The organism is Pseudomonas syringae (assembly GCF_001698815.1).
Classification (GTDB): Bacteria; Pseudomonadota; Gammaproteobacteria; order Pseudomonadales; family Pseudomonadaceae; genus Aquipseudomonas; species Aquipseudomonas syringae_A.
On record NZ_LGSI01000068.1, the window covers coordinates 1 to 18,369 of the forward strand.

21 protein-coding genes, 1 tRNA gene and 1 pseudogene are annotated in these 18,369 nt (G+C 56.2%); 11 read left to right on the forward strand and 12 right to left on the reverse strand.

The features are described 5' to 3' along the window. From AFK24_RS23575 to AFK24_RS23585, 3 genes and pseudogenes are all read right to left on the reverse strand, one after another. Positions 1-465 (reverse strand): annotated as a pseudogene (locus AFK24_RS23575) (integrase domain-containing protein); the annotation flags it as partial. Positions 466-1,376: 911 nt separating this feature from the next. Further along, positions 1,377-2,699, reverse strand: a complete 1,323-nt coding sequence (locus AFK24_RS23580; protein ID WP_065835522.1) for a tyrosine-type recombinase/integrase — start codon at positions 2,697-2,699, stop codon at positions 1,377-1,379. Positions 2,700-2,861: 162 nt separating this feature from the next. After that, a tRNA-Asn gene (locus AFK24_RS23585) sits at positions 2,862-2,937 on the reverse strand. Positions 2,938-3,098: 161 nt separating this feature from the next. Between AFK24_RS23585 and AFK24_RS23590 the strand changes: the two genes are divergently transcribed. After that, the gene (locus AFK24_RS23590; protein ID WP_065835523.1) at positions 3,099-4,724 is read left to right on the forward strand and encodes an NADP-dependent glyceraldehyde-3-phosphate dehydrogenase; all 1,626 of its coding nucleotides are present in this window, start codon (positions 3,099-3,101) and stop codon (positions 4,722-4,724) included. An 87-nt stretch (positions 4,725-4,811) separates the two neighbouring features. Further along, positions 4,812-5,171 carry a biliverdin-producing heme oxygenase gene (locus tag AFK24_RS30175; protein ID WP_139110567.1) on the forward strand — a complete coding sequence of 120 codons (360 nt, stop codon included), beginning with the start codon at positions 4,812-4,814 and terminating at the stop codon, positions 5,169-5,171. Positions 5,172-5,356: 185 nt separating this feature from the next. Here the strand turns inward: AFK24_RS30175 and AFK24_RS31255 are convergent, their stop codons facing one another. Then, positions 5,357-5,506 (reverse strand): hypothetical protein, encoded by a 150-nt coding sequence (locus tag AFK24_RS31255; protein ID WP_170826386.1) that lies wholly within the window; start codon positions 5,504-5,506, stop codon positions 5,357-5,359. Between the two features lie 144 nt (positions 5,507-5,650). Here AFK24_RS31255 and AFK24_RS23600 point away from each other — a divergent pair, with 144 nt between their 5' ends. The 3 genes from AFK24_RS23600 to AFK24_RS23610 all read left to right on the forward strand — a co-directional run bounded on the left by AFK24_RS23600 (position 5,651) and on the right by AFK24_RS23610 (position 8,469). Beyond that, positions 5,651-6,535, forward strand: coding sequence for a DMT family transporter (locus AFK24_RS23600; protein ID WP_065835524.1), 885 nt, complete (start codon positions 5,651-5,653; stop codon positions 6,533-6,535). Between the two features lie 158 nt (positions 6,536-6,693). Beyond that, positions 6,694-6,927, forward strand: coding sequence for a hypothetical protein (locus AFK24_RS23605; RefSeq protein ID WP_065835525.1), 234 nt, complete (start codon positions 6,694-6,696; stop codon positions 6,925-6,927). Between the two features lie 111 nt (positions 6,928-7,038). Further along, positions 7,039-8,469 carry an NAD-dependent succinate-semialdehyde dehydrogenase gene (locus AFK24_RS23610; protein ID WP_065835526.1) on the forward strand — a complete coding sequence of 477 codons (1,431 nt, stop codon included), beginning with the start codon at positions 7,039-7,041 and terminating at the stop codon, positions 8,467-8,469. Positions 8,470-8,538: 69 nt separating this feature from the next. Here AFK24_RS23610 and AFK24_RS23615 read toward each other — a convergent pair whose 3' ends face one another. After that, positions 8,539-8,997 (reverse strand): DUF2214 family protein, encoded by a 459-nt coding sequence (locus AFK24_RS23615; RefSeq protein WP_065835527.1) that lies wholly within the window; start codon positions 8,995-8,997, stop codon positions 8,539-8,541. A gap of 219 nt (positions 8,998-9,216) precedes the next feature. Then, positions 9,217-10,152, reverse strand: a complete 936-nt coding sequence (pbpG, locus tag AFK24_RS23620) for a D-alanyl-D-alanine endopeptidase (protein ID WP_065835528.1) — start codon at positions 10,150-10,152, stop codon at positions 9,217-9,219. A gap of 264 nt (positions 10,153-10,416) precedes the next feature. Between pbpG and AFK24_RS23625 the strand changes: the two genes are divergently transcribed. After that, positions 10,417-10,977: a hypothetical protein gene (locus AFK24_RS23625; protein ID WP_065835529.1), complete on the forward strand. Its 561-nt coding sequence runs from the start codon at positions 10,417-10,419 to the stop codon at positions 10,975-10,977. Positions 10,978-11,080: 103 nt separating this feature from the next. Here AFK24_RS23625 and AFK24_RS23630 read toward each other — a convergent pair whose 3' ends face one another. The 3 genes from AFK24_RS23630 to AFK24_RS23640 all read right to left on the reverse strand — a co-directional run bounded on the left by AFK24_RS23630 (position 11,081) and on the right by AFK24_RS23640 (position 12,149). Beyond that, the gene (locus AFK24_RS23630) at positions 11,081-11,263 is read right to left on the reverse strand and encodes a hypothetical protein (RefSeq protein WP_065835530.1); all 183 of its coding nucleotides are present in this window, start codon (positions 11,261-11,263) and stop codon (positions 11,081-11,083) included. Positions 11,264-11,378: 115 nt separating this feature from the next. Beyond that, positions 11,379-11,573 (reverse strand): hypothetical protein, encoded by a 195-nt coding sequence (locus AFK24_RS23635; protein ID WP_065835531.1) that lies wholly within the window; start codon positions 11,571-11,573, stop codon positions 11,379-11,381. 207 nt (positions 11,574-11,780) lie between these two features. Continuing rightward, on the reverse strand, positions 11,781-12,149 hold the full coding sequence (locus AFK24_RS23640; RefSeq protein ID WP_065835532.1) for a hypothetical protein: 369 nt from the start codon (positions 12,147-12,149) through the stop codon (positions 11,781-11,783). Positions 12,150-12,372: 223 nt separating this feature from the next. On the opposite strand from AFK24_RS23640, the gene AFK24_RS23645 reads away from it, so the two are divergent. Next, positions 12,373-13,185, forward strand: coding sequence for a shikimate 5-dehydrogenase (locus AFK24_RS23645; protein WP_065835533.1), 813 nt, complete (start codon positions 12,373-12,375; stop codon positions 13,183-13,185). A gap of 67 nt (positions 13,186-13,252) precedes the next feature. Here AFK24_RS23645 and AFK24_RS23650 read toward each other — a convergent pair whose 3' ends face one another. Beyond that, complete coding sequence (locus tag AFK24_RS23650; protein WP_065835534.1) at positions 13,253-13,930, reverse strand: YceH family protein; 678 nt, start codon at positions 13,928-13,930, stop codon at positions 13,253-13,255. Between the two features lie 166 nt (positions 13,931-14,096). Between AFK24_RS23650 and AFK24_RS23655 the strand changes: the two genes are divergently transcribed. Both AFK24_RS23655 and AFK24_RS23660 read left to right on the forward strand, forming a co-directional pair. Further along, the gene (locus AFK24_RS23655; protein WP_065835535.1) at positions 14,097-14,606 is read left to right on the forward strand and encodes a DUF1993 domain-containing protein; all 510 of its coding nucleotides are present in this window, start codon (positions 14,097-14,099) and stop codon (positions 14,604-14,606) included. 222 nt (positions 14,607-14,828) lie between these two features. Beyond that, the gene (locus tag AFK24_RS23660) at positions 14,829-15,983 is read left to right on the forward strand and encodes an MFS transporter (RefSeq protein ID WP_065835536.1); all 1,155 of its coding nucleotides are present in this window, start codon (positions 14,829-14,831) and stop codon (positions 15,981-15,983) included. Here the strand turns inward: AFK24_RS23660 and nhaR are convergent. Next, a complete protein-coding gene (nhaR, locus tag AFK24_RS23665) occupies positions 15,980-16,882 on the reverse strand; it encodes a transcriptional activator NhaR (RefSeq protein ID WP_065835537.1) in 903 nt (300 codons plus the stop codon). The two genes, AFK24_RS23660 and nhaR, sit on opposite strands and share 4 nt — an antisense overlap. Before the next feature lie 133 nt (positions 16,883-17,015). Here nhaR and AFK24_RS23670 point away from each other — a divergent pair, with 133 nt between their 5' ends. Both AFK24_RS23670 and AFK24_RS23675 read left to right on the forward strand, forming a co-directional pair. Continuing rightward, on the forward strand, positions 17,016-17,252 hold the full coding sequence (locus AFK24_RS23670; RefSeq protein WP_065835538.1) for a hypothetical protein: 237 nt from the start codon (positions 17,016-17,018) through the stop codon (positions 17,250-17,252). A gap of 30 nt (positions 17,253-17,282) precedes the next feature. After that, positions 17,283-18,044: a TerC family protein gene (locus AFK24_RS23675; RefSeq protein ID WP_065835539.1), complete on the forward strand. Its 762-nt coding sequence runs from the start codon at positions 17,283-17,285 to the stop codon at positions 18,042-18,044. Between the two features lie 51 nt (positions 18,045-18,095). On the opposite strand, the gene AFK24_RS31260 is transcribed toward AFK24_RS23675, so the two are convergent. Then, entirely contained in the window at positions 18,096-18,266 is a 171-nt protein-coding gene (locus tag AFK24_RS31260) for a hypothetical protein (protein ID WP_170826387.1), read from the reverse strand. Positions 18,267-18,369 lie beyond the last annotated feature (103 nt).

Consider the following 18,369-nt stretch of genomic DNA (forward strand, 5'->3'; position numbering starts at 1 on the left):
ACGCGGCTGCTGGTGTGCGCAAAGCACCTCTAAGACCCTCTTCACATGTTCGCGGTCTTGGCCTTGCGGCACCGAACGACGAACACTGGTGCGCCGCATTCCTAGCGCCTTGCTCGGACTCGGTACTTTCACATACGGATCACCGCGAAGCGCTGTCAGGGTCCGATTGACGCTGGACAATCGGTTTTGCGCAGTGGCGATGGCGAGATCGCTGCGCTCAACCAGGTGGCGCAGATGCTCCGCGTAATCCAGCAAGGTCTGCCGATCAATCTGCCGTGCGTCATTAATTCCCGGGCCATCCTCCGACCGACACCAGCGTACAAACGCCAGCCAACGATCACTGTGTGCTTTGACCGTCCCGTAATGCCCGCCGCCAAACAGATCACGTAGCGCCTGTGGCCCGGCATAACTAAGTTGCCGGCCATAGCCAAAATTGCGCCCGCCACGTTTACCTACCAGTGCCATGATCAAATTCCTGTCGAAGCCAAATCTTTGAAGCTTTCCCCGCGTCATCCCGCCAAGAATGTTGAGTGTTATCAGGGATCAAGGCCCCTGCGACCTGTGAGGGTTGTCTACTAACGCGGGACTGACGGCTCATTACGACCGGGAGCTTGGGCATCTCATGATCTGGCCTCCTGAACACCTCCGAAGAAGTGGGCGGGTGGAGGCTGCACTGGCTGACGAGACCAATGCCGCGAGAACCTGAGTCGGGTGAAGGCAGTGAGGCGATGACCGGGGCATGCCTGACTGTCAGTCAGGTGCAGTCCATTCCCTGGGCTGCGGCACCACCATCTGCATCGCTGTTGCTGGTGACTTCGGTGTTTGTCACGCCGATTGTCACGAGGGGAAATGCCGCAATGCCCTGTACGACGTGGCTTGCAGCAGTGGTACGAGCGCCCGTCTCTTTCCGGGAGAAAGAGACGGGCGCAGGTTGGCGCAATGAAATGGCCAAGCGGATAGGTTGCTGCAGGGCAGCTATGAAAGAGTATGAGTTGCCGCATTGGGCACACTGATAAAAGTAGGCATCCATCACATCGCTGTGACCGTGCGAGCCGCCGGACGCTAATCGCACTTTGGGAGAACCACCACGGTGTGGCGTAGCCTTAAAGGTTCTGGCTACCTGGGGCTGCTGTCAACGACAGCGCTTTGCCCGATCTTTTCTACGCCTGTGGATAATTCGGGTCAAGACTCGAATTTTCGGGAGTTCTGCGGCTGTAGATGAAGCTATCCACCGGTGGAAATCCGTGGTTTTCCGCAGACAGTTGCGTGGGCTTTAGATTTTTTAAGTGAGGTCCATCCAAACAGGGCGGCTTTGCAGCCCTGTTTGGATGGACCCGCGTGGACAAGCGGATCACTGAGATATGAGGACCGAGCGCTTACTCGGTTGCGCCACGTTTTGCTTTTAGTCGAGTGACGTTAGCACCCGTCTGATTGGCGAATTCGCGTGGGCTGACATGCTCCTGCTGATTAGCCTCAAGGTAACGACTCCACCAGTTCATGATCAGTCTGCGCTCTTCGATGAACTCGGCCTTGTGGATGTAGGCCGCTCGGACGTTGTTGCGTTCCTTGTGGCTCATCTGCCGCTCGATGGCTGTGTCCGTCCACAAACCGGACTCGATCAGTGCGCTGCAGGCCATCGAACGAAATCCATGCCCACAGATCTCGGATTTGGTGTCGTACCCCATCTTCCGAAGCGCGCTGTTCACAGTGTTTTCGGACATTGGTTTCCAAGACTTGGTATCGCCTGCGAAGACCAAGTCAAATTTGCCTGTGATTGCGCGGATCTGTTCGAGCAGGGCGACCGCATGTGGCGATAAGGGTACAAGATGGATATCGCCTACCATCTTCGTACCCCTTGTGGAAAAGGGTACGCCTTCCAATGCTGGTCGCGTATCGGGTATTTCCCAGACGCCACGCTTGAGGTCGAACTCGCTCCAGCGGGCGAAGCGCAGCTCGCTGGAGCGTACAAACACGTGCAGCGAGAGTAAGACCGTCAGCCGGGTAAGTGCGCGGCCTTTATAGGTGTCGATCCGTTCCTGCAATTCAGGCAAGCGCGATAAGGATAAAGCGGGGCGGTGGACGACTCGCGAGGCTTTGATCGAGCCTACGAGGTCGTACGCAGGGTTCACGGTGATAAGCCGGAGGCGCTTTGCCTCGCGCATGATGCTCTGCAGGTAGTTTTGTACCCTTAAAGCAATGTCTATCGTTCCGCGCTTCTTGATCGCTTCCAAGGGCTGCATAAGGTCGTGGGTGTCTAGGTCGACAATGGCGCGGGCGCCGATTAGCGGGAAGAGGTGGGTTTTGAGGCGGCTCATCACTGTCTTGGAATAGTCTGGTGCCCACTTGGCTGACATTTCCGTGTGCCAGCCGAGGGCAACGCTTTCAAAGGTGCGGCCTTTGATTAGGGCTTGCGTCTTGGCTTGGTGCTTGGCTCCTATGGGATCAATGCCATCCGCCAGCATTCGCTTGACCTCCAAGCGCTTGCGGCGCGCATCGGCGAGGCCAACGATGGGATAGTTGCCGAATGAGGTCAGTCCTTCCCGGCCATCAGGTTTAACGTATCTGAGACGCCAGCCTTTGCGGCCATTGGGTTGGACTAGAAGGTAAAGGCCGTCGCCGTCGAAAAGCTTGTAGGCGCGGTCTGTGGGCTTGGCCGAACGGCAAGCTGAATCGGAGAGTGGAGCAGTGGTGCGCGACATAAGGGTACTCCCTATTATCGAACTGACCTTTATCCCAAACTCTACCCTTAAAACGGCTGGTACCCACCGGAATCCGACGGAACGCCAAAACGAAAAAACCCGCCAGAAGGCGGGTTCTTCGGGGGGTTCAGAGATTTTGGAAGCCTTCTCTGGAACCTTGTCTGGCTCCACGACCTGGACTCGAACCAGGGACCCAGTGATTAACAGTCACTTGCTCTACCAACTGAGCTATCGCGGAATGAGCGCTATGTTACTGATTGGATTGGAGAAGTCAAGCAAGCCGGAAAATATTTTCGGTTGCCGGCAGGTTGTCTTGGCAGAGGATTCGTTCGAGGCAAGGGTTTGGCGTAAGGTAGCCGGGAACGTGTTTGTTGCCAATTTCACGAGAGGTGCAAGGAAGTGACTGTTAACAGCCAACTTGAAACATTATTTCCCGCGCTGGAGGACATTCCGGAGCAGTATCGTCCGTGCGACGCCATTGAGCAGCGCGAATACCTGGTCGGTGGGACATTGCATTTGTGGCCGGGGCCGTTGGCTCCGGTGCGCAGCCCGATTTGCCTGACGGTTCCGGAAGGCATCCGCTCGGTGATTCTCGGCAGTACGCCATTAATGGATGCCGCAACTGCGATGACGGCGTTGGACGCTGCTGTTCAGGCTTACGACCGTGGGCAGGGCAGTTGGCCGACAATGCGGGTCGTGGATCGAATTCGCCACGTTGAAGCCTTCCTCAAGCGTATGCGAGAGCAGCGAGAAGCCGTGGTCAAGCTGTTGATGTGGGAAATCGGCAAGAATCTCAAAGATTCGGAAAAGGAATTTGATCGAACCTGCGATTACATCGTCGACACTATCCATGCATTGAAAGAGCTGGATCGGCGTTCAAGCCGTTTTGAACTCGAGCAGGACACGCTGGGCCAGATCCGGCGTGTACCGTTGGGCGTAACACTGTGCATGGGGCCTTACAACTACCCACTGAACGAGACCTTCACCACGCTGATCCCTGCATTGATCATGGGCAACACCGTGGTTTTCAAGCCGGCGAAATTTGGAGTGCTGCTGATTCGCCCGCTGCTTGAGGCGTTCCGTGACAGTTTTCCAGCCGGTGTGATCAATGTTATCTACGGCAGTGGCCGCGAAACGGTCAGTGCCTTGATGGCCAGCGGCAAGATCGACGTGTTCGCCTTTATCGGCACCAACAAGGCTGCCAGTGACCTGAAAAAGCTCCATCCCAAGCCTCATCGCCTGCGTGCTGCGCTGGGCCTGGACGCGAAAAATCCGGGCATTGTCTTGCCGGATGTCGATCTGGACAATGCGGTCAGCGAATGCGTTACCGGCTCTTTGTCATTCAATGGGCAGCGCTGTACCGCATTGAAGATTCTGTTTGTGCATGAAAACGTGGTTGACAGTTTTCTGCAGAAATTCACCGCCAAGCTCGCCCAGTTGAAACCCGGCATGCCTTGGGAGCCGGGCGTATCGCTGACGCCTTTACCCGAGCCGGGGAAAACCGAATACCTTAAGGGGCTGGTTGATGATGCGCTGGAAAAAGGCGCGCAAGTGGTAAATCCTGGCGGTGGTGAAATCCGCGAAACGTTTTTTTACCCTGCGCTCTTGTATCCGGTAAATGCTCAGATGCGGGTTTATCACGAGGAGCAATTCGGGCCGGTGGTGCCTGTCGTGGTGTATAGCGATCTGGAAAAAGTGATCGACTACGTCCTGGATTCCGATTTCGGCCAGCAGTTGAGTATCTTCGGCACAGACTCGGCTCAGGTCGGTCGCCTGGTCGATGCATTCGCCAATCAGGTCGGCCGTATCAATATCAATGCGCAGTGTCAGCGTGGCCCTGATCAGTTTCCTTTCAACGGTCGAAAAAACTCAGCGGAGGGAACATTGTCTGTGCATGATGCCCTGCGGGTATTCTCGATTCGAACTCTTGTGGCAGCCAAATTCCAGGATGCGAACAAGGCGTTGATCAGCGACATCATAAGAAACCGAGAATCGAGTTTTCTAACCACCGATTACATTTTCTGAAAGATGGTTCATGGATATCGGCGTCGCGATTTGGCGTCGATAGCCATTGTTGAGCCAATACTTACACTTTGCCGGACTTGAAAGACCTTGGTTGAAACACACACTCAAGCAGCGTTGAATCCTGGGAAGATGAATGTCTCTCTGGTTCATCAGGAACTGCGCGATGCCACCGCCGCGCCCCATCAATCCCTCGAAAAAAGACTGCCCTTTGTTTCTGCTGACCTGGACAGAGGTGTTTATCTGCGCCTGCTCGAAGCCTATTACGGCTTTTACTTTTCCCTTGAACGACAACTTGACCAGGTTTCCGATCTCGATACCTCGATCCTCATCGGCCGACATAAAGCAGCGGCGCTGGCGCAGGATCTTGAAGTGCTGGGGCTTACTCAAGAGCAAATTGCCGCGCTTGAGATATGCCATGAACTGCCCCCACTGAACAGCCGGCTGTAAGCGCTGGGTGTCATGTATGTGATGGAAGGCGCGACGCTCGGCGGTCAGGTATTGAGTCGAATCGTAAAGACCAAGTTATCGATTGAAAGCGGCAGTGGTGCTGCTTTCCTTAATGTTTATGGGGGCGCTGCAGGGCAGATGTGAAGGAGTTTTCTTACGCTGCTTTCGGTCGTTGATGATCCCGTTCAGCGCAGCCAGGTCGTCCAGTCTGCGCTTCTCACCTTTGAGAGTTTTGAACGTTGGTTGGAGCGCTCGCAGGTTTTACGGTAATTGGCGATGCGGCAGAAATCTTCCTGGCTGTGGACCTGAGCGTCGTTGCGGGACCGCTCGGTCATAAATATTCCTGAATTCTCCGGCTTTGTTTGGATTACTGCAGGCGCTTCTATATTCTTGCGCTATCCATCACTCAGGGACGGCGGGCACATTGCCGTATTGGCATCCAGTCAAGTGCCTGTTTTCTGCCTCGCCAAGGAAACTCGATGAGCACTGCCAGCACGCCCTTATCCGGCGTCAATCAGCCACTCAAGGGTATCGCCCTTATTGTTCTGGCGACTCTTCTGTTCTCTACGCATGACACGCTGTCCAAATACCTGTCGGGTTTCTATCCCATCGTCATGGTGGTCTGGGTGCGCTACGTCGTGCACACCTTGCTGATGGCCTGCATTTTCATGCCTTCGGCGGGCTTGCGGGTATTGCGAACCAAACGGCTGAAACTGCAAGTGATGCGTGCGTTGTGTCTGTTGGGCACCAGTCTGTTTTTCACCACCGGCCTGATGTACATACCACTGGCCGAAGCGACGGCCGTTAACTTCCTGGCTCCCTTGTTAATCACTGCGCTGTCGGTTCCATTGCTGCGTGAGCACGTCACGCGCAAGCAGTGGGCCGCCGTATTGGTCGGTTTTGTCGGCGTGCTGATCATCGTCCATCCGGGGGGTGAGCTGTTTACGCCAGCCAGTCTTCTGCCACTGTGTTCGGCGTTGTGTTTCGCTTTTTATCAACTGTTGACACGTATGGTCAGCGCCCACGACAGCCCGACGACCAGTAACTTCTTCGCCGGCCTGTTCAATACCCTTGTGATGTCGGCATTGGTGCCCGTTTTCTGGAAAACGCCAGAGCTCAAGCATCTGCCGTTGATGCTGGCGCTGGGAACATGCGGCATGGTCGCGCACCTGCTGTTGACCCAGGCTTACCGCTTCGCAGCTCCCGCGATGCTGGCGCCATTCAGCTACTGCCAGATAGTGTTCGCAGGCCTGCTGGGTTATCTGATCTTCGACCATGCCCCATCGCTGACCGCACAGTTCGGTATCACGGTCATTTGCCTCAGCGGCCTGGCTGCTGCCTGGCAGCAGCGCAGAAAAGGCTGATTCGCTCAGTTTTGGCATCGTGGCGCAATCGCTGGCCCCTGATTTCCCAGACAGGTTTACCATGTGCTCACCTTTTTACCGCGTCGGTCACTTGGCTGATATTTAATTGTTGCCTGGCGCGGTCTTCTGCCTTCTTTTTGCATGCCAGGAATTAATACATGAGCATTGACCAGATATCCCTCCCTAAAGGCGCAAGCCCGCACGCTGAAAAACTGTTTGAAGCGATCACACAGGCAGGCACAGTCAGCGAGCTGAATCGCGCGGGCGGCAAGGCTGAGGGCTTCGTGCTCGGGCTGGAGACAGCCAAGGCGATCAAAAGCCAGATCGCCGAGCGGCTTTATGTCGTTTTCGATGACGCCGCAACCCAGCGTGAAACAGAACTGACGGACTGAGTTTGGGTGCTATCCAAGGGCGCTTTTCGGCCTGGCAGATATTCACGCTTGACCAATACGAGCAGGTACCCCTAAATTCGTTCATCACTTGAATGCGATTGGAGAATCTCTATGTATCCTGATGTTCTGCTTTTCATCGACGGCCAGTGGCGCGCCAGCCGCGATGGTCGAACCTTGCCAGTCATCGATCCTGCTACCGGTGAAACTCTGGGTACCGTGGCCCATGCTGACATCGCCGACCTCGATGAAGCGCTGGCTGCTGCCGAGCGCGGTTTTGCGGTGTGGCGCCGAACCTCGGCCTTCGATCGCTATAAAATCATGCAAAAGGCTGCGCACTTGCTGCGTGAACGTGTCGAGACCATCGCTCGCATCCTGACCCAGGAACAAGGCAAGCCGCTGGCCGAAGCGCGCACCGAAACCCTGGCTGCAGCCGATGTTGTTGAATGGCTCGCTGAGGAAGGTCGTCGCAGTTACGGACGAATCGTTCCGTCACGAGGCGCAGGTATCGAACAAAAAGTCATCAAGGAGCCCGTAGGTCCTGTTGCTGCCTTCACGCCGTGGAACTTCCCGATCAATCAGATTGTGCGCAAACTGTCATCGGCATTGGCTGCCGGCTGCTCGATCATCATCAAGGCCCCTGAAGAAACCCCGGCATCGCCTGCCGAATTGATTCGTGCCTTCGCCGATGCCGGTGTCCCGGCGGGCGTGATTGGCCTGGTTTATGGCGATCCAGCCCAGATTTCCAGCTATTTGATTCCACATCCAGTGATCCGCAAAGTCACCTTCACTGGCTCGACGCCTGTGGGCAAACAACTGGCGGCGCTCGCTGGCCAGCACATGAAGCGCGCGACGATGGAGTTGGGCGGGCACGCACCGGCACTGGTCTTCGATGACGCCGATATCGATCTGGCAGCGCGGGTGCTGACGATGTCCAAATTCCGTAACGCCGGTCAGGTCTGTGTTTCTCCGACTCGAATTCTGGTTCAGCGCGGCGTGTTCGATGCGTTCACCGAGAAGTTTGTTGGCCTGACCCGCGAAATCAAGGTCGGCAACGGACTTGATGCCACTACCACGATGGGTCCGGTCGCCAATGATCGGCGCATCCCGGCCTTGGCCGCGTTGGTGGATGATGCGCGTGATGCCGGCGCGACCGTGCACGCCGGCGGGCATGCCATTGAAGGCCCGGGTTATTTCTTCGAGCCGACTGTACTCAGCGGCCTGACTCGCGATATGCGCATCATGAACGAAGAGCCTTTCGGCCCTGTTGCGCTGCTGGTGCCTTTCGACACTCTGGAAGAAGCCTTGGAAGAGTCCAATCGGGTGCCTTTCGGGCTCGCGTCGTATGCGTTCACTACATCGATGAAAACGGCCAATGCGTTGAGCACTTATATCGAGGCAGGCATGCTCTCGATCAACCATTTGGGGATTGGCCTGCCTGAGATTCCGTTTGGCGGGATCAAGGACTCGGGTTATGGCTCCGAAGGCGGCACCGAAGCCATCGAGGCGTACCTCAATATCAAGCTGGTGACTCAGTACAACTGATACGGCCCGCATCGAGTTCGACTCGGCCGCGAAATCCTCACAGGTCTCGCGGCCGAGTTGTTTCTGCTTTTAGCTGAGCAAGTTCCCCCGCGCCATCCCGGTCGCGGCGATCACTATGATGACCATCAACGCCGCTTCTGCATGGCTGATCCTGGCAAATCGCCGGGCGCGGCGCGTGTCAATGTGCTCCTGGTTTTTGAACGCTATACGCCACTTGATGAACGCGAACATGGGTATGACTTCCAAGACCACAATCGCAATGAATGCCAGCATCTTCAGGTGAAACAGCGGTTGGTGCAGGTAGTAATAGGAGCCTTTTTCAAAACCGCCAAACGCGCGAAGGGCGCCAGTGATCAGCAGTATTGCGGCGGATATTCCCCAGATGTTGTCCACCACGAACACGTCTCTGAAGGACCTTGGGTCATCGTCGCGCAGTCGACGCAACGCGCGTCCTCGGGCCAGCACGGCCGCCAGGGCAAAACCGAACGCCAGTAGATGCAATGCGGCCAGAAGCCATTTGACGAGCATGTTTTGTACTCCCGAAAGCCGCTCGAATTAATGCAAGCGTTGACAGAGGTTTAGCTCATGGGAGGATTGTTTGCTTGAAGAGCGGTGCGTCGGGGGATGAAATTTTTGTTAAGCGGGGTAGTTGCAGCTGAAGTTAGGGTGTGGCAATTGCCGATCAACTGCAAAGTGTGCGGGGCTTTGCAGTCAATCGCCAAATTCAGGAAATGAAGAGCAGGGCGGTTACTCTTTGGCCTGCAATCCATTCTGTTTCATGATCAGGTTTTTTTCCTTTTTATACTGCAAGGCAACTTCAGGTGCCGGGCCGCTTTTGCCTGTCTCCATCCATAGGCGCAAACGGCTGGCGTCGGCGAAGTGGGTGTATTTACCGAACGCATCGAGGATCACCACTGATACCGGGCGATTGGCCATGCTGGTCAGCAACACCAGGCAATGGCCTGCTTGATTGGTGAAACCGGTCTTGGTCAGCTTGATGTCCCAAGTGGATTTGCGGACCAGGTGGTCGGTATTGCTGAAGCCCAGGCTGTACGTGGGCTTACGGAATGTGACGGTCTTCTCTGGCGTCGTGCTCAGCTCGCTCAACATCGGGTATTTCCGAGCCGCCAGGACCAGCTTGGTCAGGTCGCGCGCGGTCGATACGTTGTAGATCGAGAGGCCGGTCGGCTCGACATACACCGTGTGCTTCATGCCTAGCGCCTTGGCTTTGGCGTTCATAGCCTGGATAAATGCGGCGTAGCCGCCAGGATAGCTATGGGCCAGGCTCGCTGCAGCGCGGTTTTCCGACGACATCAAGGCGATCAGCAGCATCTCTTTACGTGGCAGTTCGCTGCCGATTTTGACCCTGGAAAACACGCCTTTCATTTCCGGCGTTTGCGAGATGTTGATCGGGATGACTTCATCCATGGGCAGTTTTGCGTCAAGCACGATCATTGCCGTCATGAGCTTGGTAACCGAAGCGATGGGCACAATCACGTCGGGGTTGCTGGAGTACAACACCTTGTCCGTTTGCAAGTCGACGACCATGGCACTGCCAGAGGCAAGATGCAGTTGTGACGGGTCGCGTGAAATGGCGGCGGGCTCGTTCGCCTGGGCACTGGTGCAAAGTACCGGGCCTGTAAGAACAAATAATAGGCCGAGAAGAGAAAGATGAATTTTCAAGCGAGATGCTCACTAAGAGTGGAAAGTACGATATCGCACGGAGTTATAAGAACAATGCCGCATTTTAGGAGCACAGTTCGTTACTGTCGATGGGTGTTGTAAGACCTTTCGCTAATAAAACTGCAGCGACAGGCAAGGTTCAGCTTCTGCCGACAAAGCCGGTCGATTAAGGCTGGTTGTTGAATAGTCGTGGTGCGCCAGACGCGCAACGATTAGCATCTCATGCCATCGATGGTTGCCTACGCAGATCAAAGGAGTCGCGCAATGCCCAAAGGTTTTATCAGTAAGGATTACGCAGTGTTGGTGATCGTCGCCGGTGCCGTCGCCGTAGTCCTGTCGGGCTTGGGGTTCTTTTCCAGGCCGGCCGATTGGGCGGGTTGGGTACAGGCCACGGGATTGATTGTCGGGATGATGGCTGCCGTTGCTATCCCGGCCATTCAGAAGAAGCAGGATGCTGCAATCCAGCATCAGCAATTGCGTACGCGTGAAACCGGTTATGCACGCCGTATCCAGTACCTTTGCGGTGAGCTCAGCGAGCTGTTGGCCAAGATCAGCGTCAGTTTGAATCATTTGCGGGCGTCCGATCGGCACCGTTTGCAAAACACGTTGCAGGACTATCTGCATCGCCTGTTCGAATCGCACAAGCAGGACTTGAACGATGATCGTGTGGTCATTGCTTATGAGTTACGGCAAGTCGCCAATGACTTGATTGATGAACTTGAGAGCGGCCGCGCTGACCGTGTGGTGTTCATGGGGCTTGAAAAACGCCTGCAGAAACTGGCGCATCGTTGTCAGGTCAACGCCGCGATGGCCGAGCGTACCTGATTTCGGACAGGCAAAAAAAAGCCCGCACCAGGGGAGGGATGCGGGCAAGGGGTTGTGCGGAGCAACGCACGATTTCGGGTAAAACGAAATTCGGTGAAAAGCCTTAGCCGTTGAGCTGGGCGCCGTCGAGTTTCTCGGAAAGCGCCTGGGCCGCAGGCAAGGATGCGAATGGGCCGCTAACGGGTTCGCCGTTCTGCATCAGATACCAGCAGGCCAGCAGGCCGCGCGCTCTGAGGTTCGCCGGAACAGCGCTTCCAACTACCGACATGATTTGAACCTTGGTCATAACTGCCTCCATCAATCTATGGCGCTACTTTAAGGCGCCATGACGGGATGCAGAAATCACCGCTCTCGATAGTCGACATTGATGACAAAAGAAATGTCCGGCAGGTCGCGACGGATCAGTCGACGACCAGATCCAGCATTGCAACAACTTCCGGGTCGGTCAGTAAGCCTTTTTCGACCAGGTTTTGTGCCAGAAGGGAGAGGAGCTTGGCGGTGCGATGCCCTTCAAGACTCTTCAACTCCGTCAGGGCGCTGTAGACCTTGTTCGAGGTGCAGAGTCCAGCGGCTCGGTGCGGGTGCTGTGTCGGCATAAACGCATTCCTTGTTTTTATGAGGTTCGATACGGCTGTCTACAGGATGACCGGTCATCCGTTGAATGATTCCGATCCAATGATGATCGGTCCCGGAGCCAGTCAATGTTCTGAAAGCGACTGTCGGGTTAGCGGTGTCGCCGGACTGGCTTTCCTGAAACTCACAAACAACAACCCCGCCTGGCTGGCGGGGCTGAAGGTCAACTGTTACCAGCGACCGCGATCATAATAACCACGGGGCGGACCGTAGTAATAGCCGGGTGGCGGGCCGTAATGGCGTGGCTGATAGTAGACCGGTGGCGGGACGACCACCTGATATCCCGGCTGATAGTAAACCGGTGGCGGCGGCGCCTGGACATACACCGGCTGCTGCACATAAACAGGCTGTGGCTGTTCGACATAGACGGTTCGGTCACGGCCTGACGAAACCACTGCACCCACGACCGCAGCGCCGACAATGGCACCGACTACTGCCGGACCACCCCAGCCACCACCGCCGCCGCCATGGGCGTTCGCTTGACCTGCGAGGGCTAGGGCACCTATTAACAAGGCAACCTTGGGGATTTGACGAATCATGACTGTTCCTCGGCTTTCAACCCCGTTGTCGCGGGCTTGCATTCTTCTCAAGCACTGCCACGGGATAATTCTAAGACAGCGGTTCCAGGGAAAACTGCGAAGCCGTTGCGTAAATTTTGTGTAAGGTATCCAGCGTGTTTATAACTACCGGATCGACTTACTGATGCGGTGTGAATAGTACGCCTGCCGGGCAGGTTTTTTCTAATACCGTTGAGGAGAAATAATGCTGATGGTCCCCAACAAAGAAACGCAGCTGTGCATGTCGCTTGCCGGACGCCCCGGTAACTTCGGGGTGCGTTTTCATAATCACTTGTATGAGCAGCTCGGACTCAACTTTTACTACAAGGCTTTTACGACTGGCGACCTTCCTGCCGCAATCGGCGGAATACGTGCCCTCGGTATCCGTGGATGTGGGGTGTCGATGCCGTTCAAAGAGGCGTGTATTGAATGGGTCGACGAGATGGATGCCTCCGCAACCGCGATTCAGTCGATTAATACCATCGTCAACACTGACGGGCATTTAAAGGCCTATAACACCGATTACATCGCTGTGGAGCAACTCCTGCAGAGTCGAGCGGTGCCACGCAGCGAGTTTGCCTTGCGCGGCAGCGGCGGCATGGCCAAGGCGGTGGTGTCTGCCATGCGTGATGCCGGCTTTACGAGCGGGCTGATTGTCGCCCGCAATGAAACAACCGGCCGCGCCCTGGCAGATGCCTGTGGGCTGCGCTGGCAGGCTGAGCTTGGCAAGGAGCGTCCGTCGCTATTGGTCAACGTTACGCCGCTGGGCATGAGCGGCGCGCAGTCTGAAGAGCTGTCTTTCAGCGAGGATGCCATTGAAGCCGCAGAGACGGTTTTCGATGTGGTGGCTACGCCAGCGGATACGCCTTTAATCAAGGCAGCCAGACGTTTGCAAAAGCGCATTATCAGCGGCGATGAAGTCGCGGCCATTCAGGCACTGGAGCAGTTCGTGCTGTACACCGGAGTGCGCCCGACCAACGAGCAATTCCAGCTGGCGGCGGCGTTTGCTCGCGGCTGATGAGCGTTTTTGCCCTGTTTATCCTATTGAATAAACAGGGCAGAGTGCCGTTTGGTCGCTACAAGAGCTATTCAAGCTTCGCGAGGCGCTCTTCGAGTGCTGCAATGCGCGCTTCCAGCTCGTCCAGGCGTTCGGCGGATGCCGATGCTGAGCTGCCGGAACTGCGCTCCGGCGAGCTTTGCCGGTTGGCGAGTATTTCCTGCAGCTCTTCAGGGTTGCCCAGGGTGTGCATGTAACGGTCTTCCCGCTGCCCGGACTGGCGCGGTACCAACATGGCCATGTTGCGGGAAATCAGTCGTTCCAGCTGGTGAACCACTTGCTCGCTGTCCTCGAAGTCATGCATCCGGTTGCTGCGGGTGAGCAGCTCGTTGACAGTTTGCGGGCCGCGCAGCAACAGCAAGCCGGTCAGAATTACCTGCGCCGGAACCAGCTCCAGCGCCTTGTCGACCTTATGTTCCCAGCGATCAGCGCGGCTGCCCATGACCAGGCGTGTCAGGCGTTGGCCTTCCAGAGCGCGCAGGCTTTGGCCGACCTGGCCTGGCGTCAGGTTCATCACCGGATCGCGGCTGGTTTTCTGATTGCAGGCGGTCACCAGAGCGTTAAGGGTCAGCGGATAGGTTTCAGGACTGGTCGCTTGTTTTTCGATCAGGCAACCCAGAATGCGCAATTCCGTACTGTTCAAGTGCAGCGCGTCGGTCGTGTCGGGCGCGTCTGTAGGTGACGTCGAGGGCTGTTCGATAGACATGGCGCTTTCCATAGGCGATGGCGGGCAGTCAGCCTAGGCTGTGTGATGAATATTTTCCAGCGCCTGAAGCTTGTCTTTGCGCTTTTCCCGGACGACGACAATAAAGACCAACTGCGTTGCCAGGATAGCGTGCCTATAATCTGTTACCTTTCATTCAGGATCTGTCATGACTATTTCTCTGTATTCCGCCTCCATCCCGGTGTTTCAGCAAATGCTCAACGCGCTGAGCGCTATCCTGACCAAGGCTGAAGCCCACGCAACAGAAAAAAATATCCAGCCTGAGGCGCTGCTGCAGGCTCGTCTGTTCCCGGACATGCTCAACTTCACCCGCCAGGTGCAGATCGCTGTCGACTTCGCCAAAGGTGCTTCGGCACGTCTGGCGAATGTAGAAATGCCGAAATATGACGATACCGAGACTACCTTTGCCGAGCTGCAAGCCTTGCTCGCCAAGACCCTGGCGTTCATCGGCAGCATCAAGCCAGAGCAGGTCGACGGCAACGAAGAGATCGAAATCATCCTGCGTCCCGGCACACCCAAAGAAAAGCGCTTCACCGGCCAGAGCTACCTGCTGACCTACAGCCTGCCGCAGTTCTTCTTCCACGTAACCACCGCATACGACTTGCTGCGCCACAACGGCGTAGAAATCGGCAAGCGTGATTTCATGGGAGCGGTTTGATTCGCTACATGATGAGTCGTTGAGTCGTTGAGTCGTTGAGCCATTGATCAGCGTCAGTCGCGTCGCCGCATGACCGGTTTCATGCGGCGGGGCATTTTGACTCAAGTGTGCGGGTGATTCTCACGCTCTGGGCCTGTTAATCCGCTATTTATTACGCCTGATTTATGTCCCTGACAGATCCTTTCATTCGAACCGATCTGTGTCGTCGTTCTGGAGTTTTTGATGTTGTTGCCTATTTTTCTGTTGTCAGCGGCCGGTTTCACGGTGCTGACGACGGAGTTCATCATTGTCGGCTTGCTGCCAGCGATTGCTCGGGATCTGGACGTCACGGTGTCTCAGGCTGGCTTGCTGGTGACCTTGTTTGCCTTCACCGTTGCTGCGTTCGGGCCGTTCTTGACGGCGTACTTTTCACGCTTCGAACGCAAGCGTTTATTCGTCACCATCCTGATCATGTTCGGCCTTTCCAACGCTGTGGCGGCGCTGGCGCCGAATATCACCGTGATGGCCATCGCGCGCCTTATTCCCGCCCTGGGTCTGCCGGTATTCTGGGCGCTGGCCAGTGAGACCGCAGTGAATATCGTCGGCCCGGCCCACGCTGGCCGCGCCATCGCCAGGATCGGCTTCGGCATCGTTTGCGCCACAGTGTTCGGGATTCCAGTCGGTACGCTGATCTCCGATGCGTTTGGCTGGCGCAGCGCTTTTGCGTTGCTGTCGCTGGTGGCCTTCGTCAAAGCCTTGCTCCTGGCGGTTTATCTGCCTGCAACCCCTCAGCATAAAGACCCGGTGTCGCTGTTGAGTCAGTTGCGCATCCTGCGTAGCCCGTTAATGCTCGGGCATGTCCTGCTCTCGGTGCTGGTGTTCAGCGGCATGTTTACTGCTTACACCTATCTTGCCGACATTCTTGAAAGCCTGGCGGGGTTCAACGGCACAGTGGTTGGCTGGTGCCTGATGGGTTTTGGCGCAGTCGGGCTGCTTGGCAACTCCTTGGGCGGACGCGCCGTAGACCGTCATCCATTGATTGCCAGCCTGGTGTTCTGCGCCTTTATGATCACCGGCATGGTCGCCGTGGTGCCCTCCATCCATTCGACATTAGGTTTGGCGTTGGCACTTGCCATGTGGGGCGTCACCCAATCGGCGCTGTTCCTGGTCAGCCATGTGCGGCTGATGAAGGTCGCACCTCACGCCCCGGCATTCGCCGCGTCGCTGAATATTGCTGGCGCCAATCTGGGCATCGGGATTGGCGCAATTATCGGCGGCCGGGTCATCGACCATCTGGGGCTGGGTAGCCTGGGCTTCGCTGCTGCGGGGATCATCCTCTTGTCGATTGTCCTCGCACTGATCTTGATGACCGCCAGACCCAAACCGCTCTGCACCTAGACGGCGTCGGTGAACAGCTTGTGCCGGGCACTTTCGGTGATCGCGATAATGCCCGGGTGCTTGACCTTGCGTTCTACGGAAATGGCGTAGAACGACTCGGTCACGGCATCAGTCTGGCCGAGCAGCTCGACGCCGTATTGCGCCTGCACCTCATCGGCAATCACGCTGGGCGCTACGAATATGCCGCTGCCTGACTTGCCGAAAGCCTTCATCAGCGCGCTGTCGTCGAACTCCCCGACAATGCGTGGCTGTACATTCTGATCCGCAAACCAGCGCATCAACCTGCTGCGTACGACGGTTTCCTGTCCTGGAATCAGCAACGGCGCTCCCTGCATGCTGGCGGGGAAGTTTTTGCCATAGCGCTGGGCCAGTTCTGGCGTCGCGAAAAAGCTGATGCCGCACTCACCCAGTTTCTGGCTGTAACCTTTAATGTCCAGGTGTGAGGGCATCGGACTATCGGAAATCACCAGATCAAGGCGCTGGATTGCCAGATCGGCCAGCAACCGTTCCAGTTTGTCCTCGCGGCAACTGATGCGCATCGGCTCCTGCAACTCCATGGTGGGCGCGATAAGCCGATAGACGATCGATTTGGGCACCACATCGGCCACGCCGACGCGAAACAGAATTTGCTGCTCGTCCGGCTGCGCACGCAGCATTGCTTCAAGCTCATTGCCCAGCTGAAACATTTGCTCGGCGTAGGGCAGGGCAAGTCGACCGGCTTCGGTCAGTTCCAGCTGGCGTCCGACCCGCTGGAACAAATCGACACCCAAGGTCTGCTCCAGCAGGCTGATCTGACCGCTGATGGTTTGCGGGGTCAGGTTCAACTGGTCGCAGGCGCGAACAATGCTGCCGGTTTTGGCCACGACCCAGAAGTAATGCAACTGTCGATAATTCAGCATGAAGTTTCCCGATTCGTTATCGCCGAAGTATACGCCTTGAAAATACGAATTTTCCTGAACTATCTGCCTGACTAGAATGCGCCCCTATCGCCGGACCGAGTCAACGCGTCCGGCTAATCTCATGAGGCACCCCATGATCAAACCTTTGCGCATCGCACTGTTCACGCTTCCTCTCTTGTTTTTGGCCGGTTGTGATCAGGTCGAAACATCCACCAAACAACTGTTGAATACCGCCGCCGATTCTGCCAAACAGGCCATCGACGATACGCAGAAGGCCGCCACCAAAGCGCTTGACGATGCCAAACAGGATCTTTCCATGGCGCAACCCAAGCCGCGCGACAAGACTGATAAAGCCAATCAAGAAATCTGAATTCGTTTTTAACTGAACCAGGGCATCACTATGGAATACCTGTTAGAACTCGCAACAAGCCCGGCGGCCTGGGTCGCGTTGGCGACTCTGGTCGTCATGGAAATCGTACTCGGGATCGATAACCTGATCTTTATTTCGATTCTGACCAACAAATTGCCGGTGCATCAGCAGCAGAAAGCACGCAGGCTGGGTATCGGCATGGCGTTGTTCCTGCGTCTGGGCCTGCTTAGCACTGTGGCGTACATCGTGCAGCTTACCGAGCCGGTCATCGAAGTGTTTGGCCAGACGTTTTCGTGGAAGGACATGATCCTGATCGCCGGTGGCCTGTTTCTGGTGTGGAAAGCGACTACAGAAATCCACCATAGCGTGGACATCAAGACCGAGGCCGAAAAGAAGATCGAGTCGACCCTAACCTTGGGTATGGCGGCTGCGATCGGTCAGATTCTGATGCTCGACCTGGTGTTTTCCATCGACAGCATCGTGACCGCTGTGGGCATGACCGAGCACTTGCCAATCATGATAATCGCTGTGATCAGTGCCGTGGTCGTAATGCTGGTCGCTGCGGACCCGCTGGCGAAGTTCATCAACGACAACCCAACCGTGGTGATGCTGGCGCTGGGCTTCCTGATTATGATCGGCATGACGCTGATCGCCGAAGGCTTCGGTGCTCACGTGCCTAAAGGCTACGTCTACGCAGCCATGACCTTCTCGGCATTGATCGAGGGTTTGAACATGCTGTCGCGCCGGGCCAGGCTCAAGCGAGAAGCGGCTCAAGCATCAGAGACGCAGTAACTGAAGAGGTCGGCGCGGTTGATATCCGCCGCCGACCTTTTCACGTTGAGATCAATGGGCCGCCGCGTGGGGGCCTTTTCGTGGCTTTTCGCGTTTGACAGGTGCAACACCCGTCTCACGGTGATGATGACGACGAGAAATTCGCATCACACCCCAGAGCATGGCGGTGGCAACAGCCATCCATGCGGCGATCAGCATCACGATTGTCATTCCCAGGCTCATAAGTCCTCCACGGACTTGCTTTCTATCCAGTCCTTCTAATCGACAGTCTAGTACTCGGCATGTTTCGGTAAATTGACCAATGGTCTCGAACCCAGGATCAATT